We start from the raw sequence: 21,237 nt of genomic DNA on the forward strand, positions 1-21,237 counted from the left end.
AATCTTACTGTTTATCTAGATTAGTTATATCAGTTGGAATTACTTTTAAACTTATAAGTTTATTTTTGCGCTTCAAAAATACATTTATTTGTTTATTAATACCATTTTTACTTATTTGGCTTATAACATCTGAAGCTGTTTCAATATCTTTATTACCAACTTTTAGGATTATGTCGTTTACCATAATTCCACTCTTTTCAGCGGGACTATTCGGCACTACATACCCAACTTTTACGGAATTCTTATTTTTTTCAAAATTACTTTCATCTATTAGGCTGATTCCAATCATAGGATGTATTACTTTTCCATTATTTATTAGTTGAAAGGAAATTTCCTTGGCTTTATTAATCGGAATTGCGAAACTTAAACCTGCTCCTGGACCAGATCTAATCAAGGTATTAATACCAATTACTTCTCCATTACTATTCAATAGTGGACCTCCAGAATTTCCAGGATTAATAGCAGCGTCTGTTTGAATCAGCTCAAGTTTTTTATCATATATACCTAGTTGAGTAACGTTTCTATTTAGATTACTAATAATACCCAGCGTAACAGTGTTTTCAAGTCCGAATGGATTTCCAACTGCGATTGCCCAATCCCCAACTTTAATCTTTGCTGAATCGCCCAATTTTGCTTTTGGCCAAGGTCCTTCTCCTGAAATCTGAAGCACAGCTAAATCAGTAAAAAAGTCTTGCCCTATAAGTTTTGCTTTTAGTTTTTTGCCGTTAGTTAAACCTACAATTACCTTATCTGATCCATTTACAACATGAGAATTAGTCATTACAAGTCCGTCTGCGAATATAAATCCACTTCCTTGATTTTGCTCTATCCTTGGCTGATTATCGTTAGGTAAATCCAATCCAAAAAATCTTTCAAAATATGGGTCTAGAAATAGTTGAGAATTTCTTGGAATTCTTCTTTTTTTTACATATCTTTGAGTTTCAATAGTTACCACAGAAGGTCCTGTTCTTTCGACAGCTTTAGTTATGAAAGATTTGTTTGAATAAAGATTAACTTCATTAAATTTTGGTTTAATGAATGGTTGGGATATTACATTTGAAGGGCATATAAAACCCAGTGCAATTGCTGAAAAGAGTAATAGATGCTTTTGATTGTAGCTTTCCAATTTTGATTTTCTTATGTTTTCGAATAAATTTACTTAAAAATAATATGCTCAGATTAAATATAACTATTAAAAAATAAATTCAGCTAAGAATAAAATTTTTTTTACTTAAATTAGCAAATTTACTTTTTTTCGGGCTATGATATTAATCATATAATAAACTAATCTATAAATTTGATGACTATCCTTTTTCCTATAATATATTCTGCAGCTTTAACCTATTTGGTATGGAAAGCTTTTAAAGTAATGTCTAATGGTTGGAATATACCTAGTAAAGAAAAAAAACATTTCAATAATTCTAATTTTCAACAGAAAAAATATACAATCCACCCAGAACTTTTAGATAAATCAGGAAATATAACAGAAGAAGAATTATTGACAGTTAGATTTTCGAATGATAACGACACTACCCTAGAAGAAAAGGGTTCAACTACTGATTAGTAAAATTTAAGGTAAAAAAATTGGAATTAAGAACAAAAATTGTCTCAGCAGTCATAAGATCTCTCAAGCTGCCTCCAAGGTTTAGATTAAAAATGGTTAAAGAAGATCCTGTTAGGCTTGAACTAAGTCTTACTCCTTCTTATGGTAAAAATCCAATTATTGTTGGTTTAGTTGAATCTCTAGACTTAGTAGCTCGAAGAGATAGAGAAGGTAGATTACCTAGAGATCTTAAAGGAACTTGGGATTGGACTGTAAGACATGGGAAAGTAAGTACTGGAGGATGGAATCCCATGCTAAAGGAAGCATTACAAACAATGTTTGATACAGGATTGCCAGCTATTGTATATGAGGAATTAACTGGAGATGAGTATCGACCTGTTGATGGTATTAGACATATTAAATAATTAATATATTAATTATCATAAAGTCTTCCTCTAAACGTTAAAATAGCCAAATAGATAAACAAGTTTATTATGAATGATGTAAATCAACCAAGATTTGGCTTTGTAAATTTTGCAGAAACTTGGAATGGTCGAATGGCGATGATGGGTATTTTAATTGGTCTTGGTACTGAGTTAATCACTGGACAGAGTATCCTTAGACAAATTGGAATAGGTTAGATTTTATTTTATTTCTTCTGCATTCACATCAATGATACTTTCGCTCGGTTTTTTATCTAATTGATCCATATCACTAATATCATGTAAATTTGCACCACAAGCCATGCAGGTTTTACTCTTATTTAAAGATATTGCACCGCAATTACTACATGTAATTATTTTTGACTTGAAAGAGTTAAAACCTATAAACACTAAAAGTAATAATAATACAGGAATTAGGAAGATAATGAGTACGATGTTTCCCAAAAAACTTATAAAAAAGTTAACTCCAAAAATAGAAATAACTATAAAAGTGATTAATGAATAGGTAAGAAAATTTTTATTAATTTGAAGCAAATAATTCATGGTAGTTTTTTTATCTCTTACTTATTTTTTTGTTTACTAAGGACATACTAGCAATAACAACGCTCCAACATTGTCCAAAATATAAAATCACTCCTAGTAGCCATACCCACAAAGTAAGTACAAGAAAACCTCCAATAAAACCATAGGCCTGAAATCTTACCCCAAGTGAAAGAATACTTTTACTTACTGCTAGGTTCAATGTAGTTAAGCCAATTCCAATAAGGAGAGATCCCGGCATGAGAGGTCTTAAAGGAACTTTTCTACTTGGTAAGAGGGCCTGTAATAAAAGAGCCATTAGAGTAAATCCAATAAGTGGTATTGCAAATTGACCAACCTGTAATAGTGGTAACTTTAGAAATAAATTAGAAATTAAATTATTAGATTTTGCAATATTTTCCAAAACATTAGTTGGAATCATCCTAAGATTTGCACTAATCTGATCTAATACCATTAAAAAACCTATAAAGAATACTATTAAGAAAGCTTCAATTCTATTTCGGAGAAATCTCGAAGCTTGTTCTCTCCAAGCAGCATTTACTTTTTTAGAAGGAATTTCGTCTTCCCATAGTCTATCTGAGCCCCTTTGAAGGGATAGATATGCATTGCCTGCTGTAAATAGTAAAAACATAGCCCCTAGAATACCTGCTCCAAAACCTTGATCAATCAAATTAAATAATGTTGTTTCTACTAATTCAACTACTGAAGGAGGTAAAAGCTGAGCGGCAATAGAGATAATTTGTTGATCTAATCCATCTTGTTTGCCAAGAAACCATGATGCTATTGAAAGAGAAATTAGAAGAATAGGAAAAAATGATTGTAATGTGTAGTAAGCAAATGCAGCACTTAAATCAATACAATCAGATTTGCTCCATCTTTCACAAGCTCCCCATAAACTTTTCAGTACCCATGTTGAGCTGCGCTGCATATTTATTTTCTTCAAATATTTATCTTATATATTTTTTTTATTGTATCTAATAAAGAAATTTTTCAAGCAATTATTTATTAATAATGCAACTATTTTTTCACTAGTAAATTACCCCAAGGCTTTAAGATTTCAAATTTTTCTATCGTTCTACAAGCAATTAATGGAAAATTAACATCGCTTAAGTTTTGTCCTTTAACTAGCTTTAAAGGATTCGTTTCTAACCACTCTATAGAACAATTGAGTTCTTCTAATAATAGCCATGCTGCTGCTATATCCCATATCTTGGGAGTTGATTCTATCGCTCCGAAAGTTTGTCCCATCGCTACGCTCGTTAGATTTAAACTCGATACACCTAAGAGTCTAATTTTGCCAGGAAATACTGAGTTTGGCTTTTTTTGTAGAATTTTTATAGATCGACTGCACAAAGATATGCATTCACTTTGACGATTATTTTGGCTGGGATCTATTTTCTGGTTATTTAACCAAACCCCTTTACCTTTAATAGATACAAATTTTTTTTTCAATGTGGGAATTATTAAAAAAGAAGATTGTGGTTTCCCATCAACAAACCTTGCCACTGATATAGACCAGTAAGGAATCCCTGCAGCAAAATTTGTTGTCCCATCAAGTGGATCTACAACCCAATAAGCTTTTGAGTTTGGAATAAACTTTTGCCCTTCTTCACTAAGGACTCCCTCACCTGGCGCTATTGAAGCTAAGCCATCTACGATTGTTTTGTCACTCCATAAATCACAACTTGTTAATAGTGATCCATCTGCTTTATTGCTGGCGCTAATATTTCCAAAATCTTTTTTTTGACGTTGACTAACTAATTCAAATAAAGAATCTAATTCACTTAGTTGCTTATCAGTTAAATTTGGTGGATTCATCTTTGTATATTGCAAATAGACTCTGTATTTTTAAGTTTAGTATTATTGAAGCCCAAACAACTCTCGCTTATATCAAGAAAAGTTAATCTTTTTAATTCATCTAGATTCAAATTATAGTTATATATTGCATTAATATTTTTTGATGTCGCATTACTTAATTCACTTTGCCTAATAAGAACATCTTTGAGAGTTGATATTCCAACATTATATCTCAGTCTGGAAAGCCTTACAGACTCTTTGCTAGATTTAATTTCTTTAAGAGAAGAAATTATTTTCTCTTCATTTAATTTAAGATTCAAGTAGGCTTTAGTAATACTTGTGGTTAAAACATTTTTTAGATTCTCATAAGCATATTTTTCAGCTTCTGCATCTGCTATTTTTGAATTGTAAGAGTTTTTATTCTGTCCGCCATCAAAAATCCTCCATGCAAAATTTAGACTTATAGTATTTGTATAATTAGATCCAGATTTTTTTGAATCGATATTAGTTGTTAAAGAGTCACCCTTTGAAAATGTACTAGATAATGAATTACTAATATAGATATTTGGCTTATTTTGAGCTACAAAACTATTTGCTTGGCTCTTTTTGATTGATTTTTGAAGAATAAGGTTTTTTAAGGAAAGATTTTTATCCAAACCTTCATTAATATTTTTATTCAATCTATGATTCCAAAACCCTACAAGTTTTTGCTCTTGATGAATTTCAAAATCCTCCTTAATATTAAGTATTTCTTTGAGGGAAATTGTATTAATTTCATGTTCTATTTTCTTTTCGTTTACAGCTTGTTGATCTCTAGATAATTGCGCTTCTGCTTCAAGAACTTCAAATTTTGTACCAATTCCAGATTCTAATTTTGTTTTAGCATTATCTAAACTTGTAATTGATAAATCAAGTGTAAATTTTTTATTTTTGATATCTTGATATGACTTTTGGTATTTGTGATACCTCATTCTTGCTTCTTGAATTAAATCTTTTTTCTTAATCTCGTAATTATTTTTTGCTATTTTGTAATTTTCTTTGGCAATTTTAATTTCCGATCCTCTAAGTGGGTCTATTAAATCCCATCTAATATTTAGAGATGGATTAGCCGAAAATTGCGATGTTTTTAGTGTCTGTGAATTGCTGCTGTAATTTTTTCCTGCAACATATTTTGGTAAACCATTTGCTTGAAAATCTAAGGTTGGGTATCTTTGAGCAACTTGACTGGAAAGGTTAAAGCCTGCAGAGGTTAATAAGTTTTTTAATGATTTTAATTCTTGATTATTTAAGACAATTTTCTCTATTTCTTGATAATCAACAAAAGTAATGTTTGATTTTTCTTCTAAAACATTATCAATAGAATTTTTTGTTTCGCTCGATAGTACATTAAAAGAGTTGATACTTAGAGTAAGAGGCAAGAATAAGAATGGATTTATTACTCTTCTAAGCATGTTTTATAGTATCGAGGCTATTAGATTAATCAATCAAAGTATTAATAATATCATTTGAATCATCAAGAACGTGAATTTTTGTATTTAATTGATCCTCAACTTCTTTAATATTTTTATCATCTAAAAATAAATCAGTATTAAGTTTTAACATAATAGATGGTATGTAAACAGCTTCTCCTAAATTCTTATTTTTCAGACCGTAAATTAGATCTTCTCCAGTAAGAAGACCTGTGACAACTTGATCTTGTCCCCAATACACACTTGGTAAACCATATAAGTTGATTTTTAAACCATCAATTAAATTTAATTTCTTAACTGTAGGAATTAGGGCTTCATGAACTAATTTACCAACAATCCAACTGACTTCTTTTGGCTGTTTTATTTTTTTTGGGAGGTTGTTAGACTTCTCATTTAATATTTTTAAAAAGTTTCTAATTGATCCTACTCCATTAGATTCTTGTGGCATATTTTCGTAGGTTTTATAACTAGGTAAATTTATACCAGCTATTAAATACCATTCGTCTGCTAGCCAACAAAAACGAGTTCCAAGAGTAATTTGTAGAGAGGCTTGAATTCTCTCTACTTGTTTAATCGTTTTTATTGCGCATTCTGGACTTATTGATTTCAATCCATCATTCTCAGGTCTAAATTTTGTAAGCCCCACGGGAACTATTGCAACTGAAAGTACTGTCTGAGAAGTTTTTTTGTAGAAATTAGCAAGTTCTAAAATTGATTTCTCAAGAATATCCCCATCATTTATATCTGGACAAACAACAATTTGAGCATGTATTTGAATAGAGTTTTTTTCAAACCAAGAAAGTTGATCAAGGATCACTCCTGCTTTTTTATTTTTTAATAATTTTTCTCTTGTATTGGGATCAGTAGCATGAACTGAAATAAAAAGTGGGGATAGTTTTTGCATGGCAATTCTTTCCCAGTCGTCTTTTTTTAAATTCGTAAGAGTTAGATAAGAGCCATAAAGAAAACTTAATCTATAATCATCATCTTTTATATAAAGGGTTTTTCTTTTACCACTTGGCTGTTGATCTATAAAACAAAATGGACATTTATTATTGCATTGCTTGATTGAATCAAATAATGCATCTTTAAAATTAATTCCTAAATTAACATCTTGATCTTTTTCAATACTTATATTGTGAATTTCATGATTTTTATCTAAAACTGATATGTCTAGAATTTCTTCACTAATGAGAATCTGATAATCAATTAAATCTCTTGGTTTTTTGCCATTAATACTAATAATTGAATCACCTGATTCAAATCCTATTTCTTGAGCTATGGAATTAGCTTCAATACTTTCAATCTCTGCAGGATTTATTTTATAAGTAACATTAGGAACTAAATGATCATTGGGATCTTCTCTATAGTTAATTTCTTGCCACACAATTTAAGCCCAAATACTCGTCTTTATATTTATTCTAAACTTATATATGACTTAAAGTGTATTAAATACTTTTAAAAAACTAAATAAAGGTGTGAAAATATGGGCCTTTTATTTATTAAAATATGGCATTCGCAGTTTTCTTAAACACGATTTAGATTAATTAAAATAACCTTTTTCATTGAAAGAATTAATTACAAAAAATTTAGAAGTAAAAGATAAATTCAACTATGAATCCCATCAGACAGTCGATTCATACGAAAATAGTTTTTTATCAAATCCTATATCTTTAAGATTGTGGTCTTCTTTTTTTGTAATTTTACCTATTTTTGTTCAAGCCCCTTGGGTTAGATTAGAACCAATAAGTGCACTTTGTTTTACTTTTGTTATTGTCTTAGTGGCAATTGTTTTGAATCAGAAAAGATCAAATAAGTGGTTTATTGTCAGTTCATTATTACTTGGTATATCAGGTAGTTGGCTTGGTGGATGTTTGTTCTGGGGATGGTTAAGCCCATTTCCTATCCTACACATACCTGTTGAAGCTGTAGTTCTACCATTAGCTTTAATTGGATTAGGTACTAATTGGAAAATAGGTTCAAGTTTTTATATCTCTTCTTTATTTGGAACGGCAGTAACCGACATAACGATATTTTTAATCGGAATCATGGATCAATGGAGGCAGGTAATTACAGCAGATTCTGAAAATGCACCAATTATTCTTCAAAAAGCTTCAGAGAGTCTTATTCAAATAAAATCTTTATCTATTATCGTTTTTGTTGCTCTTATACTTTGGTTTATTTCAAAAGAAATTTTAGATTCTGGCACAATTAATACTACTAGTGGTAAAGCACTCTTGGTTTCTGGTTACGTAATTCAAACGACATTAATTGTTGATGGTATTTTTATTGTTTTAGCAATTCTGCAACCAACTTTTAGTGGATTGGTTTAATGTTAAGGGCTCCATTTTCGCAAGAACCGATACCAATAAATAATTGGGATGTAATTGTTATAGGTGCTGGAGCTGCTGGCCTTATGACTTGTCTTGAATTACCCTCAAATTTAAAAGTGCTTCTTTTAAATAGAAATACTAGTAAGGTATCTTCCAGTAGATGGGCTCAAGGTGGAATTGCATCTGTTGTTAGACAAGATGATTCATTTGATCTTCATGCTGAGGATACTTTAAAAGCAGGAGATGGACTATGTGATTTTCAAGCTGTAGAAATGCTAGTTAAAGAAGCTCCAGGTTGTGTCAATAGGTTACAGAATTTAGGGATGATTTTTGATCAAAGTTCTGATCAACTAGCTACTACCTTGGAAGCAGCACATTCACGAAGAAGAGTCTTACATGTTAAGGATCGTACTGGACGAGCATTAGTTGAAGTTCTAGAAGATCATATTGAGACTCAAAAAAATATTCTTCACTGCAGGGGCGTAAGAGTAACTGAACTTCTCATTGAAAATAAGGAATGTAGAGGAGTTCAGGTTCTTGATGGAGCAAATTTATATTGGATTAAATCTAGAGCTGTTGTTTTGGCTACAGGTGGGGGTGGGCACTTATTTACAAATACAACAAATCCTGCTCAATCCTCTGGTGAAGGGATTGCTCTTGCATGGAAAGCAGGAGCTGCTATCGAAGATTTAGAGTTCGTGCAATTTCATCCAACAGCTTTAAAGTTTTATGGTGCACCTTGCTTTTTAATATCTGAGGCACTTAGAGGGGAGGGAGCAATTTTAGTTGATAAAAATGGTGAAAGTCCAGTTAAAAATCTTGAAAATCGTGATCTAGCTACTAGAGATCAAGTAAGTAGAGCAATTATGAAAAATATGCATGATAATAATGTAGACCATGTTGGCTTAGATCTTCGTTATATTGACCCAGAAAAAATTGTAGAGCGCTTCCCCACGATCTTAAGTCGATGTCAGGATTATGGAGTTAACCCTTTAAATGAGGTTATTCCTGTAGCACCTGCAGCTCATTATTGGATGGGAGGTGTTAAAACTGATCTAAATGCATGTTCAACAAGAAAAGGACTATATGCCGTTGGAGAAGTTGCTTCTACAGGTGTGCATGGTGCTAATAGATTGGCAAGTAATTCACTGATGGAGTGTCTTGTTTTCGCAAGAAAAATGTCTTCAATTGTTTTGAATGACCTTTCTAAATTTGAAAAATTTGATCGATCATTTCAAGAGTTTGATATTGAAGATCCTAAAGAAGATCAAATTTCTATAATTGCTGAAAAAATTGATGAACTAAGAAAACTATGTTGGTTAAATTTAGGTGTATCTAGAAATAAGGTAAATATGAGTAAATTTTTAAATTATATTCAAAATGACATAGATAAATTAAATAAAAATGATTTACTAAATAGTCTTGAAAAAATAAATTTTGATCAAAAAATAAAACTTAGTGAACGCAATAGAAGAGCATTAAATCTTTTACTTGATTTAAAGAATAGACAAATAACCACCTTAACTTTATTAAAGGCTTGTCTATTTAGAGAAGAAAGTAGAGGAGGGCATTATAGAGATGATTTCCCTGATAAAGATAAAAATTGGGAATGCCATACTAGACAACAGTTAGATCAAAAAATTAAAAAAAGATTTATTAAAAATTAAGATCTCCCTTATAGTCGGTTTTTGTTGCTAATTCATTTAAGTCACGCGTACCACTAATAATTTCTCCATTTATTTCCCAGGAAGGAAATCCACTGATTCCTTTCGTTTGGCATAGCTCATACTCATTATCTTTACCATCTTTAGCACATTCAATCACTTTTAATTCTTTAACTGCTTCTTTACCAAATAATTGTTTCTGATCATGGCAATGTGGACACCAGTATGCACTATACATAACAATATTGTTTTCACTTAAAAATTTTGCAAACTTTACCTTTTGGGGAGAGCTTGAAGTGGTAATTTTTGGCGATACATTTTCAGTGGGGCTTGCAACATCAATAGCATTAGAGGGGTCAACGTTTGTTGACCAAATTAGGCCCCCAAGAAGGACACTAATGGCTACAATGAAACCTCTAAAAATCATTGGTTCTCTACTTTCGAACTTTGCTCCAATCATAGAAATTATAAAGATAGAAAACGATAAAATTGCTGAAAGTATACAAAAAAAGCAATATGCTTGAATCTTAAAAAACATTATATTTATCAATAAAAAGCTAAATGTTGATGACGCACAAGATATTAGAAATACTAACCACCATAAAAACTTATTTAGTTTTTCTTTCGGTGAAATTAAATTAAGCGAAAGTATTATTGTGATAAATAATATTGATAAATACGTTATAAATCCAGCTAATGAGAGAGGTATATTGATTTGATTATTTTCAAATAAAGTACCCCAAGGACTATTTAAAACTGTTTCACAACCATTTTGTATCCCTGGGCATGAAAGCGAAGTAAATAATCCCCAGTTTTTTAAAGTAATCGAACCTGTGTCAACTATTCCTATAGTGCTAAGAATTGCGATTATGATTTTTGGCCATTTCAAATCTTTTTTATTTCTTCTGTTTAAAGTCTTAAGGGCCATAGAAAAGAAAGTTTGTTATTTACATTATCTATCCTAATATTATCTTGGCATGAGATTTATCTACGAAATGCTGTATAAATCTTTTAATTCTTATTTTTCAAGTTGTGAAACAAAATAGTCTCAATGTAAAAGAAAAAAAACTATCTAAGGTTGCATTCAGTCATGTTGGTTGTGAGAAAAATCTTGTTGATACTGAACATATGCAAGGCTTATTAGATAAAGAGGGTTATGAAGTTGATAGCAATATAAATGATGCAAATGTTGTTGTTGTAAATACTTGCAGTTTTATTGAGACAGCTAGAGAAGAATCTATTAGAAAAATTCTAGAATATACAAATCAAGGAAAGGAAGTAATAGTTGCAGGCTGTATGGCTCAGCATTTTAAAGATGAGCTTATAAAAGAAATCCCTGAAATAAAAGGTTTGATTGGAACAGGAGATTATCAAAAGATAGCCAAGGTTTTAGACAGAGTAGAAAAAGGGGAAATCGTTAATGAAGTTTCAAAAATACCGGAATTTATTGCAGATGAGGAAATACCTCGTTTTGTAGATAAAAATAAATTTGTTGCTTATCTTCGTATTGCTGAAGGCTGCAACTATAATTGCGCTTTTTGTATTATTCCTAAGTTGAGAGGTCCTCAAAGAAGTAGAACAATAGAATCTATAGTTTCAGAAGCTAAAAGTCTTGCAAAACAGGGTATTCAAGAAATCATTTTAATTAGTCAAATAACAACTAATTATGGTCAAGATATTTATGGAAAACCATCATTAGCCAAACTTTTGAATGAGCTTTCTAAAGTTCCAATTCCTTGGATAAGGATACATTATGCTTATCCAACGGGTTTAACTGATGAAGTTATTAGAGCTTTCAAAGATTCAAAGAATATAGTACCTTACTTTGATTTACCACTTCAGCATAGTCATCCAGATATATTGAAGAGTATGAATAGACCTTGGCAGGCTTTTTTGAATGAATCAATTTTGGAGAAAATTAGAGATGAAATTCCATCTGCTGTATTAAGAACTAGTCTCATTGTTGGATTCCCGGGAGAAAAAAAAGAACATTTTGAACATCTTCTCGAATTTTTGGATAGGCACAAATTTGATCATGTGGGAGTGTTTATTTTTTCTCCTGAGGAAGGAACTGCAGCTTTTCATTTACCAAATAAAGTTTCCCTAGAGGTTGCAGAGGCAAGAAAAGATAACGTTATTTCAGTTCAACAAAATATCTCCAAAGATAAAAATCAGTCATATGTTGGTTCAAAAATGAAGATTTTGGTAGAAAAAATATCAGATAATAACGAATTAATAGGTCGGACCTATAATTTCGCCCCTGAAATTGACGGAACAGTAATTTTATCTGTTAAGGATAAAATTGATTTGAAAAATTATATTGGTAAATTTGTTGAAGCAAATATTTGTTTTGCTGATGAATATGATTTGTATGGAGAGACTATTAAAATTTTATAGTTTTTTAAATTAATTTAACTGCTCTTAAGAGCTTATCTAATGCGAAAGCAGCTCCAAAACCAAAACCAATAAATGCAAAATAGAAAATGATGTTCATTAATTTTTTTATTTTTATTTAATTTAACATCAGATGAAAAGATTAGATTTTTTCGTTTAATTTCTTAATCTTGGATATATGGTAATCTTTTGTATAAACATTCTTCTGCTTTTTGTAGTTCCCGCCCTAAATATAGGGCATGGTCGAATCTGGTTATTAAGTCATTTCTTTCTTCAGTGATCATTATTCCAAGTTGTTTAGCACTAATACCTTTAAAAACTTCATTACTAACTCTTTTATTTTGAGAGTCGCATTTAATTGGTTCATTTGTTTCTGGGTCAAGAGCATATCCGTCATCATTAATATTATTTAGAAAGTGCTCTAAAATTATTTTATTTTCTTCTAAATCTACTTTGATAATAAAATAACCTTTTGGATCTAAATCTATATATCGGTTGGATAGGTTATTATCAATGATTGTTTTTTCATCGAAACTGTTCTTAGAATCCATTCTTAGAAGTTAATAAAAAACTATATTACTAATATAATCTTTGGTAAAGCCGAATAATTTTTTATTTAAAAGGTATGGATTTATTTTCAAAATCAATTTCCATCTCGGTTTGTTTATTCACTTCATTTAGCCAAGGATAAATTATATTTTCCATATTTTTGTCAAACCACTTATGCATGCTAAAGGTGCTTTTTGCAAAAAACCCTCTCCGTCTTTTATGTTTACCACCCGCTCCAGGATCAAACAAATGGATACTATTTTTTATTGCCCATTCAATTGGCTGGTAATAGCATAATTCAAAATGTAAATTAGATATTTCTTCTTGACTACCCCAATATCTACCCCATAAGTTTTTTTGATTTTTAACGCACATCGACATAGCAAAAATTTCATTTGAATCATTTTTTGATGCACTAAAAAGTAAAAGATTTTTTTTATTATCAACTAGTGTTTCGAAAAATTTAGATGTTAGATATTTACTTCCCCAAACTCCCCACCTCGAACAATGCTGTTCATAAAAATTATGCATTTTTTTGAGGATTTCTTGGTTGATATCATCTTCATTAAAAATTTCTACTTTAATGTCTTGTTTAGTAATTGATTTTCTCTCTTTTTTTATATTTTTTCTCTGATTAGAGTTAAATCTAGATAGAAAATCGTCGAATGTTTTTTCTCCATTACTCCTCCATTCACTGCTGGAGTTTATCCATTCATAGTATCCCAAAGATTTAAGATAGTTGCCCCAGCATTCATCAATATATAAAAAATTACAACTTAGGATTTTGTTTGTAATCGCAAAGCTTTCGATATGGTTTATCAGTAAATTTGTGATTTCTTTCTTGTCTTTATTTTTTTTATAAAGAAATTGATATCCATTTACAGGACTATAAGGACTCATTCCAATTAATTTAGGGTAATAATTTAAATTCAGCTCTTGAGCCAATCTTGCAAATGATTGGTCAAAAATGAATTCTCCATAGCTATGATTTTTTAAAAAAAGTGGGGCAATTCCTAGTATTTCTTCATTTTTATAAGCAACAAAATATAGAGGCTGCCAACCAGTTTCTCTTGAAACACTTTTAGACATCTCAAGGTTTTTAATCCAATTCCATTCATAAAATGGATTATTAATTTCATTTGCTAATTCATTCCATATCTCCTTGGAGATTTCCTTAATTGACAATTTGATTTCAACTTTATGTATTTTTTGGTTCATTTATTATTGAAACTATTTCAAATCTTTTTGTAATGAACATGGATTTCATTATTCATTAAATTTTTAATTGATTTTATTTCCCATAGCCTTTTGAGATTAAAAATCGCATTTGTTTGTTCTGGAGGGATCCATGTATATCTACCTCCAATAATTCGTGGAATTATTGTAATTTTTATATCTGTTATTAAATCCTCTTTTATAAATGAATTTATAAGTTTTGCACCTCCTAAAAGAGCTAGATCATTTATCCCTTTTTTTTTAAGTGAAATTAAAGTTTTTTTCCATGAATCTTCGAAAAAGAGTTCTTTCTCGAATTCATTATTCGACGAATTATCAACTTTACTTGAGCTTATTAGCCATCTTCTAATTGGTTGACGAAAGTATTTCCAATTACTGTTAAATTTTTTGCTATTTGAAGCAACTATAGAAATTGGTTGACTTTTTGATATATTTACTTTGTCATTATCAGTGTGATTTTTAACTAGGAAAGTTGATTGATGAGCTATTAAAGTACCTAAACCAAAAATGGTGGCGTCAACCATTGATAAGTTTTGATTTAATATTTTTTTATCTTCATCGCTGCCAAGATGCGATTCTCCACCTCCAGGAAATGCAATTCTCCCATCAAGACTTGATGCTATAACAATTATTACTCTTGGGATATTCAAGTTTGCGTTACTAAACTATTTTCCAATTTCAACTTCAACGAATTGGTCAACTTTTGATCAACATAAATTTCTGCAGCATTATTTGGGCTCTCCTGGAGTCTTATTTTGTATAATGTTGCACCAAGATTATGTATTGGTTTCTTAAGAATATCAGAAATATATAAAGCTATATTTTCAGCAGTTGGAACACAACTATGGAAAAATTCTATGTCTTTATTAAGAAAAGTATGATCTAGTTGTTCAACAACTAAATCGTTAATTATCTCTTGCAGGGCAGATAAGTCGCAAACCATTCCTGTTCTTTTATCAATGTCTCCTTTTACAGTTATATCGACAAGATAGTTATGACCATGTCCATTAACTCTGGCACATTTCCCATAGATTTTTTTATTTTCATCAAAGGATATCTCTTCTTTTGCAAGTCTATGAGCGGCTGCAAAATGAGTTTGTACTGTTAAAAATGCTTCCATGTTTTTTCCAAAATAATCTGCCCATAAATTTGGGTTTTCATAAAGTCTTAGACTTGTAAGAGGTAAATCATCCTTCAGACGACTCCAAATGACCTTTACTAATGCTTCAGTTGTGGGAAGTATACCTTCTTGATTATTAACATTAAATTCAGGCCAGACATCATTTAAAAAACGAAAATCTAATTGTCCAGTAACCTTATCTTTAATAGAGTGTTTTACATCAGAGAGATTAAGTACCATTCCATCAGAGTCTAGTTCTCCACCCATTGAAACAATAAGTTCATAATTATGACCATGACCTGGTGCAATACTGCACTTTCCAAAAAGAGATAAATTTTCTTCTGGGCTTTTTTCAGGAAGCCAATAACGGTGACTAGAACTAAAGCAGGCACGTCGAGTTATGACGCATTCACGTCCTTTTCCATGAGATGGTTTGGATTGTGTAGAAGTCATACCTGTCTGCGATAATACTATCTTAAGGTTTTAAATACGCTTTTGTCTTTATGGAACAATCCATTATCGAAAAAACAGTTCATGCTATTAAGGGTAGAAGCATATTTTTAATAGGAATGATGGGTTCTGGTAAGTCACAAACTGGTTTGAAGCTGGCTGAATTATTGAAGTATAAATACATTGATTTAGATTCATTAATAGAGAAGTTGGCAAAAAAATCTATCAATCAAATTTTTAAGGATGAAGGAGAAGATGATTTCCGCGAATTAGAAGCAAACTGCCTTAAAGAAACTATCAAAATTCCTTCATTAGTAATCTCAACTGGGGGAGGAATAGTTACCAAATCGGAAAACTGGGGATTCTTAAGACAGGGAATAATTGCTTGGATAGATCTCGACAAAGATATAGCAATTGAAAGATTGAAAAATGAAATTAAAAATAGGCCACTTCTTCAGGGAAAGAATCTAAATGATCTATATATGAGCATTTTTAAATCTAGAGAAAATTTGTATTCTCAAGCAGATTTAAGAATTCAAGTAAAAAAAGAAAATATTGAAGAAGTTGCTATGAAAATAATTAATGCAATTCATAAAGAAATAATCAGTTAATCTGGTTTAATTCTTACTGCAAACCATTTGATAACGTATCCTAATTTTATTTCTAATTCATAAGTGCTTTCCAATAATTCTTCAAAAAATTCCTGATCAGGATCTTCTATATTTTGATATATTGTTTGTGTTTCTGTCTTACTAAGCCAATTCTTCAACCATAAAATTGCTTCTTGTTTTGATACAATTTTTTCCTTCGAATCTGGCTCTAATAATACATAATGATCTGATGCTCTTATTAGTGGATTTGACATAATGAAAATTCTTCTTGGATTAATTCTTTGCTTGATTTTTCAAGGAATTTTTTTAGAAAGTTCTTTTGCTCTCGTAGATTCTAACGTACGAGAGTTTTTAGAAAATCGTGTAAATCAATGGCCAGAATTATATTTGCCAAATTTTAAATTATCGGATACTTCTAAGGATTTAATTTATCCTAAATGGTTCGAGGGGAATTGGCTTGTTACTTCTCAAGATATAGTTAATGATTCAGAAGAGCCAGTTATTTATAAAGTAAATTTCTTTAAGAATGATTCAGATTTAATTGTTGGTAATCGTGCAAAAAATTCTGAATCTATTGGAAAAGCAATATTTGGTGAAACCTTAATCAAGGTTGTAAATGATCCTCAATCTATTAATAATCAAATTACTTATTTGAAAGATGATTTTTATATTGATTCAAGAATTACAGGGAGAAATCAGATCCAAGATAATGATATTTTTTTCGCAGATGAGCTAGTTATACAAACAGCACATAAGCCAGGTGCTTCAAGGATTAATCAGGTAGAGACCATTAGTAAATTTCAAAAATGTTCTGAAGAAATATTGGAAGTTGATAATTCAATCAAACCATCAATTTGTGGAGTGCAATATGTTGCTTCTTATGGTTCAAAAGTTGGTGATCCTTCTATTCATGCTATCAAAACAAATAAATATAAATTGAAGTTTGAATTTATTGAGAGTTAGCACTAAAAAGATATTCTTCTAAGTTGTTCCTCCAAATGAAAAGATTTTCTAAATAAGGGTTGTTTATGTATTCTTGGCTCCCCTCTCCTGAAAGAATTGGTCCTGCAGACTTTGGAAATTTAATAAGGGATAATTGAGCAGCAATTGAAATATCTGCAATTGATAAACTATCTCCAACTAAATATTTCTTGTTGATCAAGGATTTTGATAAGGCTTCCAGTAATTTTTGGAGTTCTAAATTATCTTTAGAAGATAAAACTACATTAGAAATTTTACTAAGATTTTCAAAAGGTAATTTATCAACAATACTTTTAACTGAAGAAGGTATTTCATTTGGAAGTAATGCAGTTCTTAGCTGTGGATTTTCTATTGCAGATTTTATTAAAGTTTTTCTACAAGTTGTAGCCATTGTAGTATCTGCCCAGTCTTCAATTAGTTTGCATTGTGCAAATAATATTGGATCCTCTGGAAACAGTGGATTGTTTTCATTTTTTTTATCTATATATTCGCAAATAGTTGAAGAGTCATTAATAACTTGATCATTACTATCGACTATTACAGGTACTTGTTTTTGACCTGATAATTTAAAGATTTCAAATTGGCCTATTCCAGGTGTTACTTCTTCAACTCGATATTGTAGTTTTTTTGCATGAAGAGCCATTCTTGTTTTTAAACAAAAAGCACTATGCCTAAATTGATATAATGTAATCATGCTGTTTAATGTTTGTTAAAACTTAGCTAAAAAAGTAATCTATTTGTGGAGCTGATGGGCGAATTCTTCTCTAATGTTGCGAGATATCCAAAGTATTTGATATCTATCATTGTTGGGGGACTTGTTGCTTTGCTTGAACCTTTATTCAAGAATAGATCAAATCCACTCACAATAGTAGGTTTGATATCTTCTGTCTTAAGTGCTTTCATAACTGTTTATTTTGTCTTGCAAGCGATGACAAACCCAATAAATTTACAAACATAATGCCAAATAATTACCGTCTTGCAAAAGTTTCTTCTCTTTTGAAGAAAGAAATAACCCTTATTTTGCAGAATGATTTAGAAAATGATCTTATTAGAGATCATTTCGTCAATATTTCTAAGATTGATTTATCACGTGATTTGCAACACTGTAAAATTTATATAACTTCAACTGCTCAAGAGAAAGTGAGGAAAGAAATTGTATCAAACTTGAATACTGCTAAAAGCTCTATAAGGCATAGTTTAGGAAAAAGAATTGAGATGAGAAGAGTTCCAGAGATAATTTTTAAAGACGATGTTGTTCTTGATAAAGGATTATCAGTCTTGAAACTTCTCGATGAATTAAAAAATAACAATCAAAATCTTAATGTTGAGGATAAGGATGCCAAAAGTTGATCTACCCCTTGATCAAAGAAATATAATTATTACTCGATCAAAAGAAGGGATATTGGATATAAAAAAGATATTCATAAGCAAGGGCGCTAATGTATTTGATTTACCTGCAATAAGTATTGCTGATCCTGATGATTTGAATCCTCTTGATGAAGCATTAAATCAAATAAATGATTTTCATTGGATTATTTTTTCCAGTAGTAATGGGATCAAATTTGTGGATAAAAGACTTAGATACTTTAATAGTTCATTAAAAGAATGTTCAAAAAAAACAAAAATCGCCGTAGTCGGAGAAAAAACCTCAAAAACTCTTGATGATTTTGGGATTAAGGCTGATTTCATACCTCCAGAATTTGTTGCTGAAAGTTTAATCAATAATTTTCCAGTATCTGGTTATGGACTCCGAGTCTTTGTGCCAAGAGTTCAAACAGGTGGTAGGGATCTAATTGCAGATCAATTTAGAAAGGCTGGTTCACGTGTATTTGAGGTTGCCGCATATGAAACTAGATGTCCTGACTCAATTCCGGAAGAAACAATTGATATTATTTTTAATAGAAAAGTCGATGCAATTATTTTCTCAAGCGGCAAAACCGTATCAAATTCTGCTATTTTATTAGAAAAAAAACTTGGTAAAAAATGGTTAGGATATTTTGATCAAATTAAGTTGTTAACTATCGGACCCCAGACAACAAAAATATGTAAAAAGATTTTTGGCAGAGTTGATAGTCAGGCACAAAAATATACTTTTGAAGGATTACTTGATGTAGCAATTAATATTTTTAGTTAGAAAAATTTTTTCTATAGTTCTTTTCAACTAAATCTTTGAACCTATCAATATTGGCCTGTAATTCGTTTGTAACCATTTTGCCTAAAATATTTTCTTCCATAAACCGCGCAATCATTTTAGGTAGCTCATAAGTTATTGCTAAATTTACCGTTGTGATTTGATCACCTTTACTTTCGAAAACTACTGACCCTTCAGTTGGTAAACCTCCTATAGATTTCCATTTAAGTTTGCTTTTTTCGACTCTTTCAGTAATTTGAGCTTTCCATTTAAACCTAAAGCCATTTGCAGCTAAAGTCCATTCTGTTAAATCTGGTAAGGTATTAGTCTCTTCGTCAACTGTTTTTACAGATTCAATCCAGCTCATCCAAAGTGCCATTGAGTCTAAATCGCTCCATGTACTCCAAACATTTTCAAGAGGCGCATTAACAACTGTTATAACGTCATGTTTTAGCCAAGTACCCATAAATTAACTTACCGCAAGATTTTTAGCTAGTTCTGCTTTCTTCTCTAAAATTGCAGCAGCAGCCAAATGACCACTCATTGTAGCTCCCTCCATAGAGTCTATGTAATCTTGTTTTGTGTAACTACCAGCCATAAAGAAATTAGATATAGATGTTTTTTGATCGGGTCTGAATGGTTCCATACCAGGAGATTCTCTATAGAGTGATTGTGGAATTTGCACTACGTTACTCCAAAGCAATTTAAGGTTTTTTGAGGATGGGAATAGACGGCGAACCTCTTTATCTATTTCTTTTGTAATTCTTTCTGTAGATCTTCCCATCCATCTATCTCCTGGAGTTAAAACACATTGGAGGAGCGATCCCATATCTTTTTTTCTATAGTCTGCCGGACTTGCTAGTGCTAAATCCGCAAAACAACTGAAAGAGGCATCAGCAGAATAAAGAAGATTATCTAGTCCAGTTGGTGTGTTTCCAGTATTATCTTTTTGTAATTCGGTAACCCAACCATCGTATCTCAATTGAATTGTGGCAACAGCAACTGCTCTAAGTTTTTTTAAACCTTCAAATTCTTTAAATTGATACCATTCTTTTGGAATTATTTTTTTTATTCCAGGAACATCACAGGCAGCAAGAAATTTATCTGCAAAAACTGCCTTAGTTCCTTCTGGAGAAGATATTTTTAACTGATTAACTGAATAATAGGAAGATTCTTTTTCATAGATAATTTCTTCCACCTTGTGGTTGAGATAGATTTTTGCCCCTTTATTTGTGATGTAGTCGACAATAGGTTGAGTTAACCACTTATGTGGTGAACCTTTCAAAAGATTTAGTTTTGAGGCTTCTGTTTTTGAAGCAAACATCATGAAAATAGTTAGCATGCATCTTGCTGAAATATCTTTGCAATTAATAAAACCTAAAGCATATGCAATAGGATCCCACATTCTTTCTAAACTTTTTTCACTTCCACCATGGTTTAAAAACCATTCTTTAAAACTAATTCGATCTAGCTCTCTAATTATTTTCATTGCTCCTTCATAGTCTATCAATCCTCTAACTATTGGACTCGTTCCTAAAGCTAGGGCATTTCTGAACTTATCTACCAAAGTAAGTTGTTCGGTGGTAAAAAAAGCTTTTAGTCCATTAAATGGAGCACCCAATGGGAATCTAAAATCTAAAGATTTCAAATTCCCATTGTTGTTGATGAATAGATGAGTATGCTCTTTCGGGAGTAAATTATCTAAAGCTCCCACTTTTTTCATTAACTTGAACAGATTTGCATAATTGTAAAAAAATACATGTAAACCCATTTCTATGTGGTTGCCATCCTTATCTTCCCAACTTCCTACTTTGCCTCCCCAAAATGACCTGCTCTCGTAAATTTCAACTTCGTGACCTTCATCAACTAAATTAACTGCAGCTGTAAGACCAGCTAATCCAGAACCAACTATTGCGATTTTCACTTTTTTATTAAAATTATAACAAATCAAGTTTGGATATTGTTTGTTCTATGCA

Annotated in this window: 27 protein-coding genes; 11 read left to right on the top strand and 16 right to left on the bottom strand. The window is 31.0% G+C overall.

Annotated elements, in window-relative coordinates:
- Positions 1-4: 4 nt before the first annotated feature.
- Complete coding sequence (locus HA145_RS00535) at positions 5-1,126, bottom strand: trypsin-like peptidase domain-containing protein (RefSeq protein WP_209127386.1); 1,122 nt, start codon at positions 1,124-1,126, stop codon at positions 5-7.
- Positions 1,127-1,300: 174 nt separating this feature from the next.
- Here HA145_RS00535 and HA145_RS00540 point away from each other — a divergent pair, with 174 nt between their 5' ends.
- The 3 genes from HA145_RS00540 (at position 1,301) to HA145_RS00550 (ending at position 2,184) form a co-directional block, all read left to right on the top strand.
- The gene (locus HA145_RS00540) at positions 1,301-1,564 is read left to right on the top strand and encodes a DUF2973 domain-containing protein (RefSeq protein WP_209127387.1); all 264 of its coding nucleotides are present in this window, start codon (positions 1,301-1,303) and stop codon (positions 1,562-1,564) included.
- A gap of 20 nt (positions 1,565-1,584) precedes the next feature.
- Positions 1,585-1,968 (top strand): hypothetical protein, encoded by a 384-nt coding sequence (locus HA145_RS00545; RefSeq protein WP_209127388.1) that lies wholly within the window; start codon positions 1,585-1,587, stop codon positions 1,966-1,968.
- A 69-nt stretch (positions 1,969-2,037) separates the two neighbouring features.
- Positions 2,038-2,184 (top strand): high light inducible protein, encoded by a 147-nt coding sequence (locus tag HA145_RS00550; protein WP_209127389.1) that lies wholly within the window; start codon positions 2,038-2,040, stop codon positions 2,182-2,184.
- A 3-nt stretch (positions 2,185-2,187) separates the two neighbouring features.
- Here HA145_RS00550 and HA145_RS00555 read toward each other — a convergent pair whose 3' ends face one another.
- From HA145_RS00555 to HA145_RS00575, 5 genes are all read right to left on the bottom strand, one after another.
- The gene (locus tag HA145_RS00555) at positions 2,188-2,529 is read right to left on the bottom strand and encodes a hypothetical protein (protein ID WP_209127390.1); all 342 of its coding nucleotides are present in this window, start codon (positions 2,527-2,529) and stop codon (positions 2,188-2,190) included.
- 10 nt (positions 2,530-2,539) lie between these two features.
- Positions 2,540-3,454, bottom strand: a complete 915-nt coding sequence (locus HA145_RS00560; protein WP_209127391.1) for a YihY/virulence factor BrkB family protein — start codon at positions 3,452-3,454, stop codon at positions 2,540-2,542.
- 89 nt (positions 3,455-3,543) lie between these two features.
- Positions 3,544-4,344: an inositol monophosphatase family protein gene (locus tag HA145_RS00565; RefSeq protein WP_209127392.1), complete on the bottom strand. Its 801-nt coding sequence runs from the start codon at positions 4,342-4,344 to the stop codon at positions 3,544-3,546.
- Complete coding sequence (locus HA145_RS00570; protein ID WP_209127393.1) at positions 4,341-5,774, bottom strand: TolC family protein; 1,434 nt, start codon at positions 5,772-5,774, stop codon at positions 4,341-4,343. The genes HA145_RS00565 and HA145_RS00570 overlap by 4 nt, the downstream gene beginning before the upstream one ends.
- A gap of 25 nt (positions 5,775-5,799) precedes the next feature.
- The gene (locus HA145_RS00575) at positions 5,800-7,179 is read right to left on the bottom strand and encodes a TIGR03279 family radical SAM protein (RefSeq protein ID WP_209127394.1); all 1,380 of its coding nucleotides are present in this window, start codon (positions 7,177-7,179) and stop codon (positions 5,800-5,802) included.
- 178 nt (positions 7,180-7,357) lie between these two features.
- On the opposite strand from HA145_RS00575, the gene HA145_RS00580 reads away from it, so the two are divergent.
- Together HA145_RS00580 and nadB are read left to right on the top strand one after the other, a co-directional pair.
- Positions 7,358-8,125, top strand: a complete 768-nt coding sequence (locus HA145_RS00580; RefSeq protein ID WP_209127395.1) for a DUF3120 domain-containing protein — start codon at positions 7,358-7,360, stop codon at positions 8,123-8,125.
- On the top strand, positions 8,125-9,792 hold the full coding sequence (gene nadB / locus HA145_RS00585) for an L-aspartate oxidase (protein WP_209127396.1): 1,668 nt from the start codon (positions 8,125-8,127) through the stop codon (positions 9,790-9,792). Before HA145_RS00580 ends, nadB begins: the two co-directional genes overlap by 1 nt.
- Here the strand turns inward: nadB and HA145_RS00590 are convergent.
- On the bottom strand, positions 9,782-10,717 hold the full coding sequence (locus tag HA145_RS00590; RefSeq protein ID WP_209127397.1) for a vitamin K epoxide reductase family protein: 936 nt from the start codon (positions 10,715-10,717) through the stop codon (positions 9,782-9,784). The two genes, nadB and HA145_RS00590, sit on opposite strands and share 11 nt — an antisense overlap.
- Positions 10,718-10,821: 104 nt before the next feature.
- Here HA145_RS00590 and rimO point away from each other — a divergent pair, with 104 nt between their 5' ends.
- Complete coding sequence (rimO, locus tag HA145_RS00595) at positions 10,822-12,186, top strand: 30S ribosomal protein S12 methylthiotransferase RimO (protein ID WP_209127398.1); 1,365 nt, start codon at positions 10,822-10,824, stop codon at positions 12,184-12,186.
- 4 nt (positions 12,187-12,190) lie between these two features.
- On the opposite strand, the gene petL is transcribed toward rimO, so the two are convergent.
- The 5 genes from petL to HA145_RS00620 form a co-directional block, all read right to left on the bottom strand.
- Entirely contained in the window at positions 12,191-12,283 is a 93-nt protein-coding gene (petL, locus tag HA145_RS00600; protein ID WP_011375671.1) for a cytochrome b6-f complex subunit PetL, read from the bottom strand.
- Positions 12,284-12,347: 64 nt separating this feature from the next.
- The gene (locus HA145_RS00605) at positions 12,348-12,734 is read right to left on the bottom strand and encodes a DUF4346 domain-containing protein (protein WP_209127399.1); all 387 of its coding nucleotides are present in this window, start codon (positions 12,732-12,734) and stop codon (positions 12,348-12,350) included.
- A 61-nt stretch (positions 12,735-12,795) separates the two neighbouring features.
- Positions 12,796-13,950, bottom strand: a complete 1,155-nt coding sequence (locus tag HA145_RS00610) for a GNAT family N-acetyltransferase (RefSeq protein ID WP_209127400.1) — start codon at positions 13,948-13,950, stop codon at positions 12,796-12,798.
- A gap of 17 nt (positions 13,951-13,967) precedes the next feature.
- Positions 13,968-14,618, bottom strand: coding sequence for a dihydrofolate reductase family protein (locus HA145_RS00615; protein WP_209127401.1), 651 nt, complete (start codon positions 14,616-14,618; stop codon positions 13,968-13,970).
- Positions 14,615-15,541: a 6-pyruvoyl trahydropterin synthase family protein gene (locus HA145_RS00620; protein WP_209127402.1), complete on the bottom strand. Its 927-nt coding sequence runs from the start codon at positions 15,539-15,541 to the stop codon at positions 14,615-14,617. Before HA145_RS00620 ends, HA145_RS00615 begins: the two co-directional genes overlap by 4 nt.
- 50 nt (positions 15,542-15,591) lie before the next feature.
- Here HA145_RS00620 and HA145_RS00625 point away from each other — a divergent pair, with 50 nt between their 5' ends.
- The gene (locus HA145_RS00625) at positions 15,592-16,149 is read left to right on the top strand and encodes a shikimate kinase (protein ID WP_209127403.1); all 558 of its coding nucleotides are present in this window, start codon (positions 15,592-15,594) and stop codon (positions 16,147-16,149) included.
- On the opposite strand, the gene HA145_RS00630 is transcribed toward HA145_RS00625, so the two are convergent.
- Positions 16,146-16,403: a chlororespiratory reduction protein 7 gene (locus tag HA145_RS00630; RefSeq protein WP_209127404.1), complete on the bottom strand. Its 258-nt coding sequence runs from the start codon at positions 16,401-16,403 to the stop codon at positions 16,146-16,148. The genes HA145_RS00625 and HA145_RS00630 overlap by 4 nt on opposite strands.
- A 1-nt stretch (position 16,404) precedes the next feature.
- Here HA145_RS00630 and HA145_RS00635 point away from each other — a divergent pair, with 1 nt between their 5' ends.
- Entirely contained in the window at positions 16,405-17,112 is a 708-nt protein-coding gene (locus HA145_RS00635) for a DUF6816 family protein (RefSeq protein ID WP_209127405.1), read from the top strand.
- Here the strand turns inward: HA145_RS00635 and HA145_RS00640 are convergent.
- Entirely contained in the window at positions 17,099-17,824 is a 726-nt protein-coding gene (locus HA145_RS00640) for a glutathione S-transferase (RefSeq protein WP_209127406.1), read from the bottom strand. The two genes, HA145_RS00635 and HA145_RS00640, sit on opposite strands and share 14 nt — an antisense overlap.
- 54 nt (positions 17,825-17,878) lie before the next feature.
- On the opposite strand from HA145_RS00640, the gene HA145_RS00645 reads away from it, so the two are divergent.
- From HA145_RS00645 to HA145_RS00655, 3 genes are read left to right on the top strand one after another with little or no spacing between them, the layout of a single operon-like run.
- Positions 17,879-18,088: a DUF751 family protein gene (locus HA145_RS00645; protein WP_209127407.1), complete on the top strand. Its 210-nt coding sequence runs from the start codon at positions 17,879-17,881 to the stop codon at positions 18,086-18,088.
- Positions 18,088-18,480, top strand: a complete 393-nt coding sequence (rbfA, locus tag HA145_RS00650) for a 30S ribosome-binding factor RbfA (RefSeq protein WP_209127408.1) — start codon at positions 18,088-18,090, stop codon at positions 18,478-18,480. The genes HA145_RS00645 and rbfA overlap by 1 nt, the downstream gene beginning before the upstream one ends.
- Positions 18,467-19,264 (top strand): uroporphyrinogen-III synthase, encoded by a 798-nt coding sequence (locus HA145_RS00655; protein WP_209127409.1) that lies wholly within the window; start codon positions 18,467-18,469, stop codon positions 19,262-19,264. The genes rbfA and HA145_RS00655 overlap by 14 nt, the downstream gene beginning before the upstream one ends.
- Here HA145_RS00655 and HA145_RS00660 read toward each other — a convergent pair.
- Both HA145_RS00660 and zds read right to left on the bottom strand, forming a co-directional pair.
- A complete protein-coding gene (locus HA145_RS00660; RefSeq protein WP_209127410.1) occupies positions 19,257-19,727 on the bottom strand; it encodes an SRPBCC family protein in 471 nt (156 codons plus the stop codon). The two genes, HA145_RS00655 and HA145_RS00660, sit on opposite strands and share 8 nt — an antisense overlap.
- A gap of 3 nt (positions 19,728-19,730) precedes the next feature.
- Positions 19,731-21,185: a 9,9'-di-cis-zeta-carotene desaturase gene (gene zds, locus HA145_RS00665; RefSeq protein WP_209127411.1), complete on the bottom strand. Its 1,455-nt coding sequence runs from the start codon at positions 21,183-21,185 to the stop codon at positions 19,731-19,733.
- Positions 21,186-21,237: the final 52 nt, after the last annotated feature.

This window comes from Prochlorococcus marinus XMU1411 (assembly GCF_017696075.1).
GTDB lineage: Bacteria > Cyanobacteriota > Cyanobacteriia > PCC-6307 > Cyanobiaceae > Prochlorococcus_A > Prochlorococcus_A marinus_V.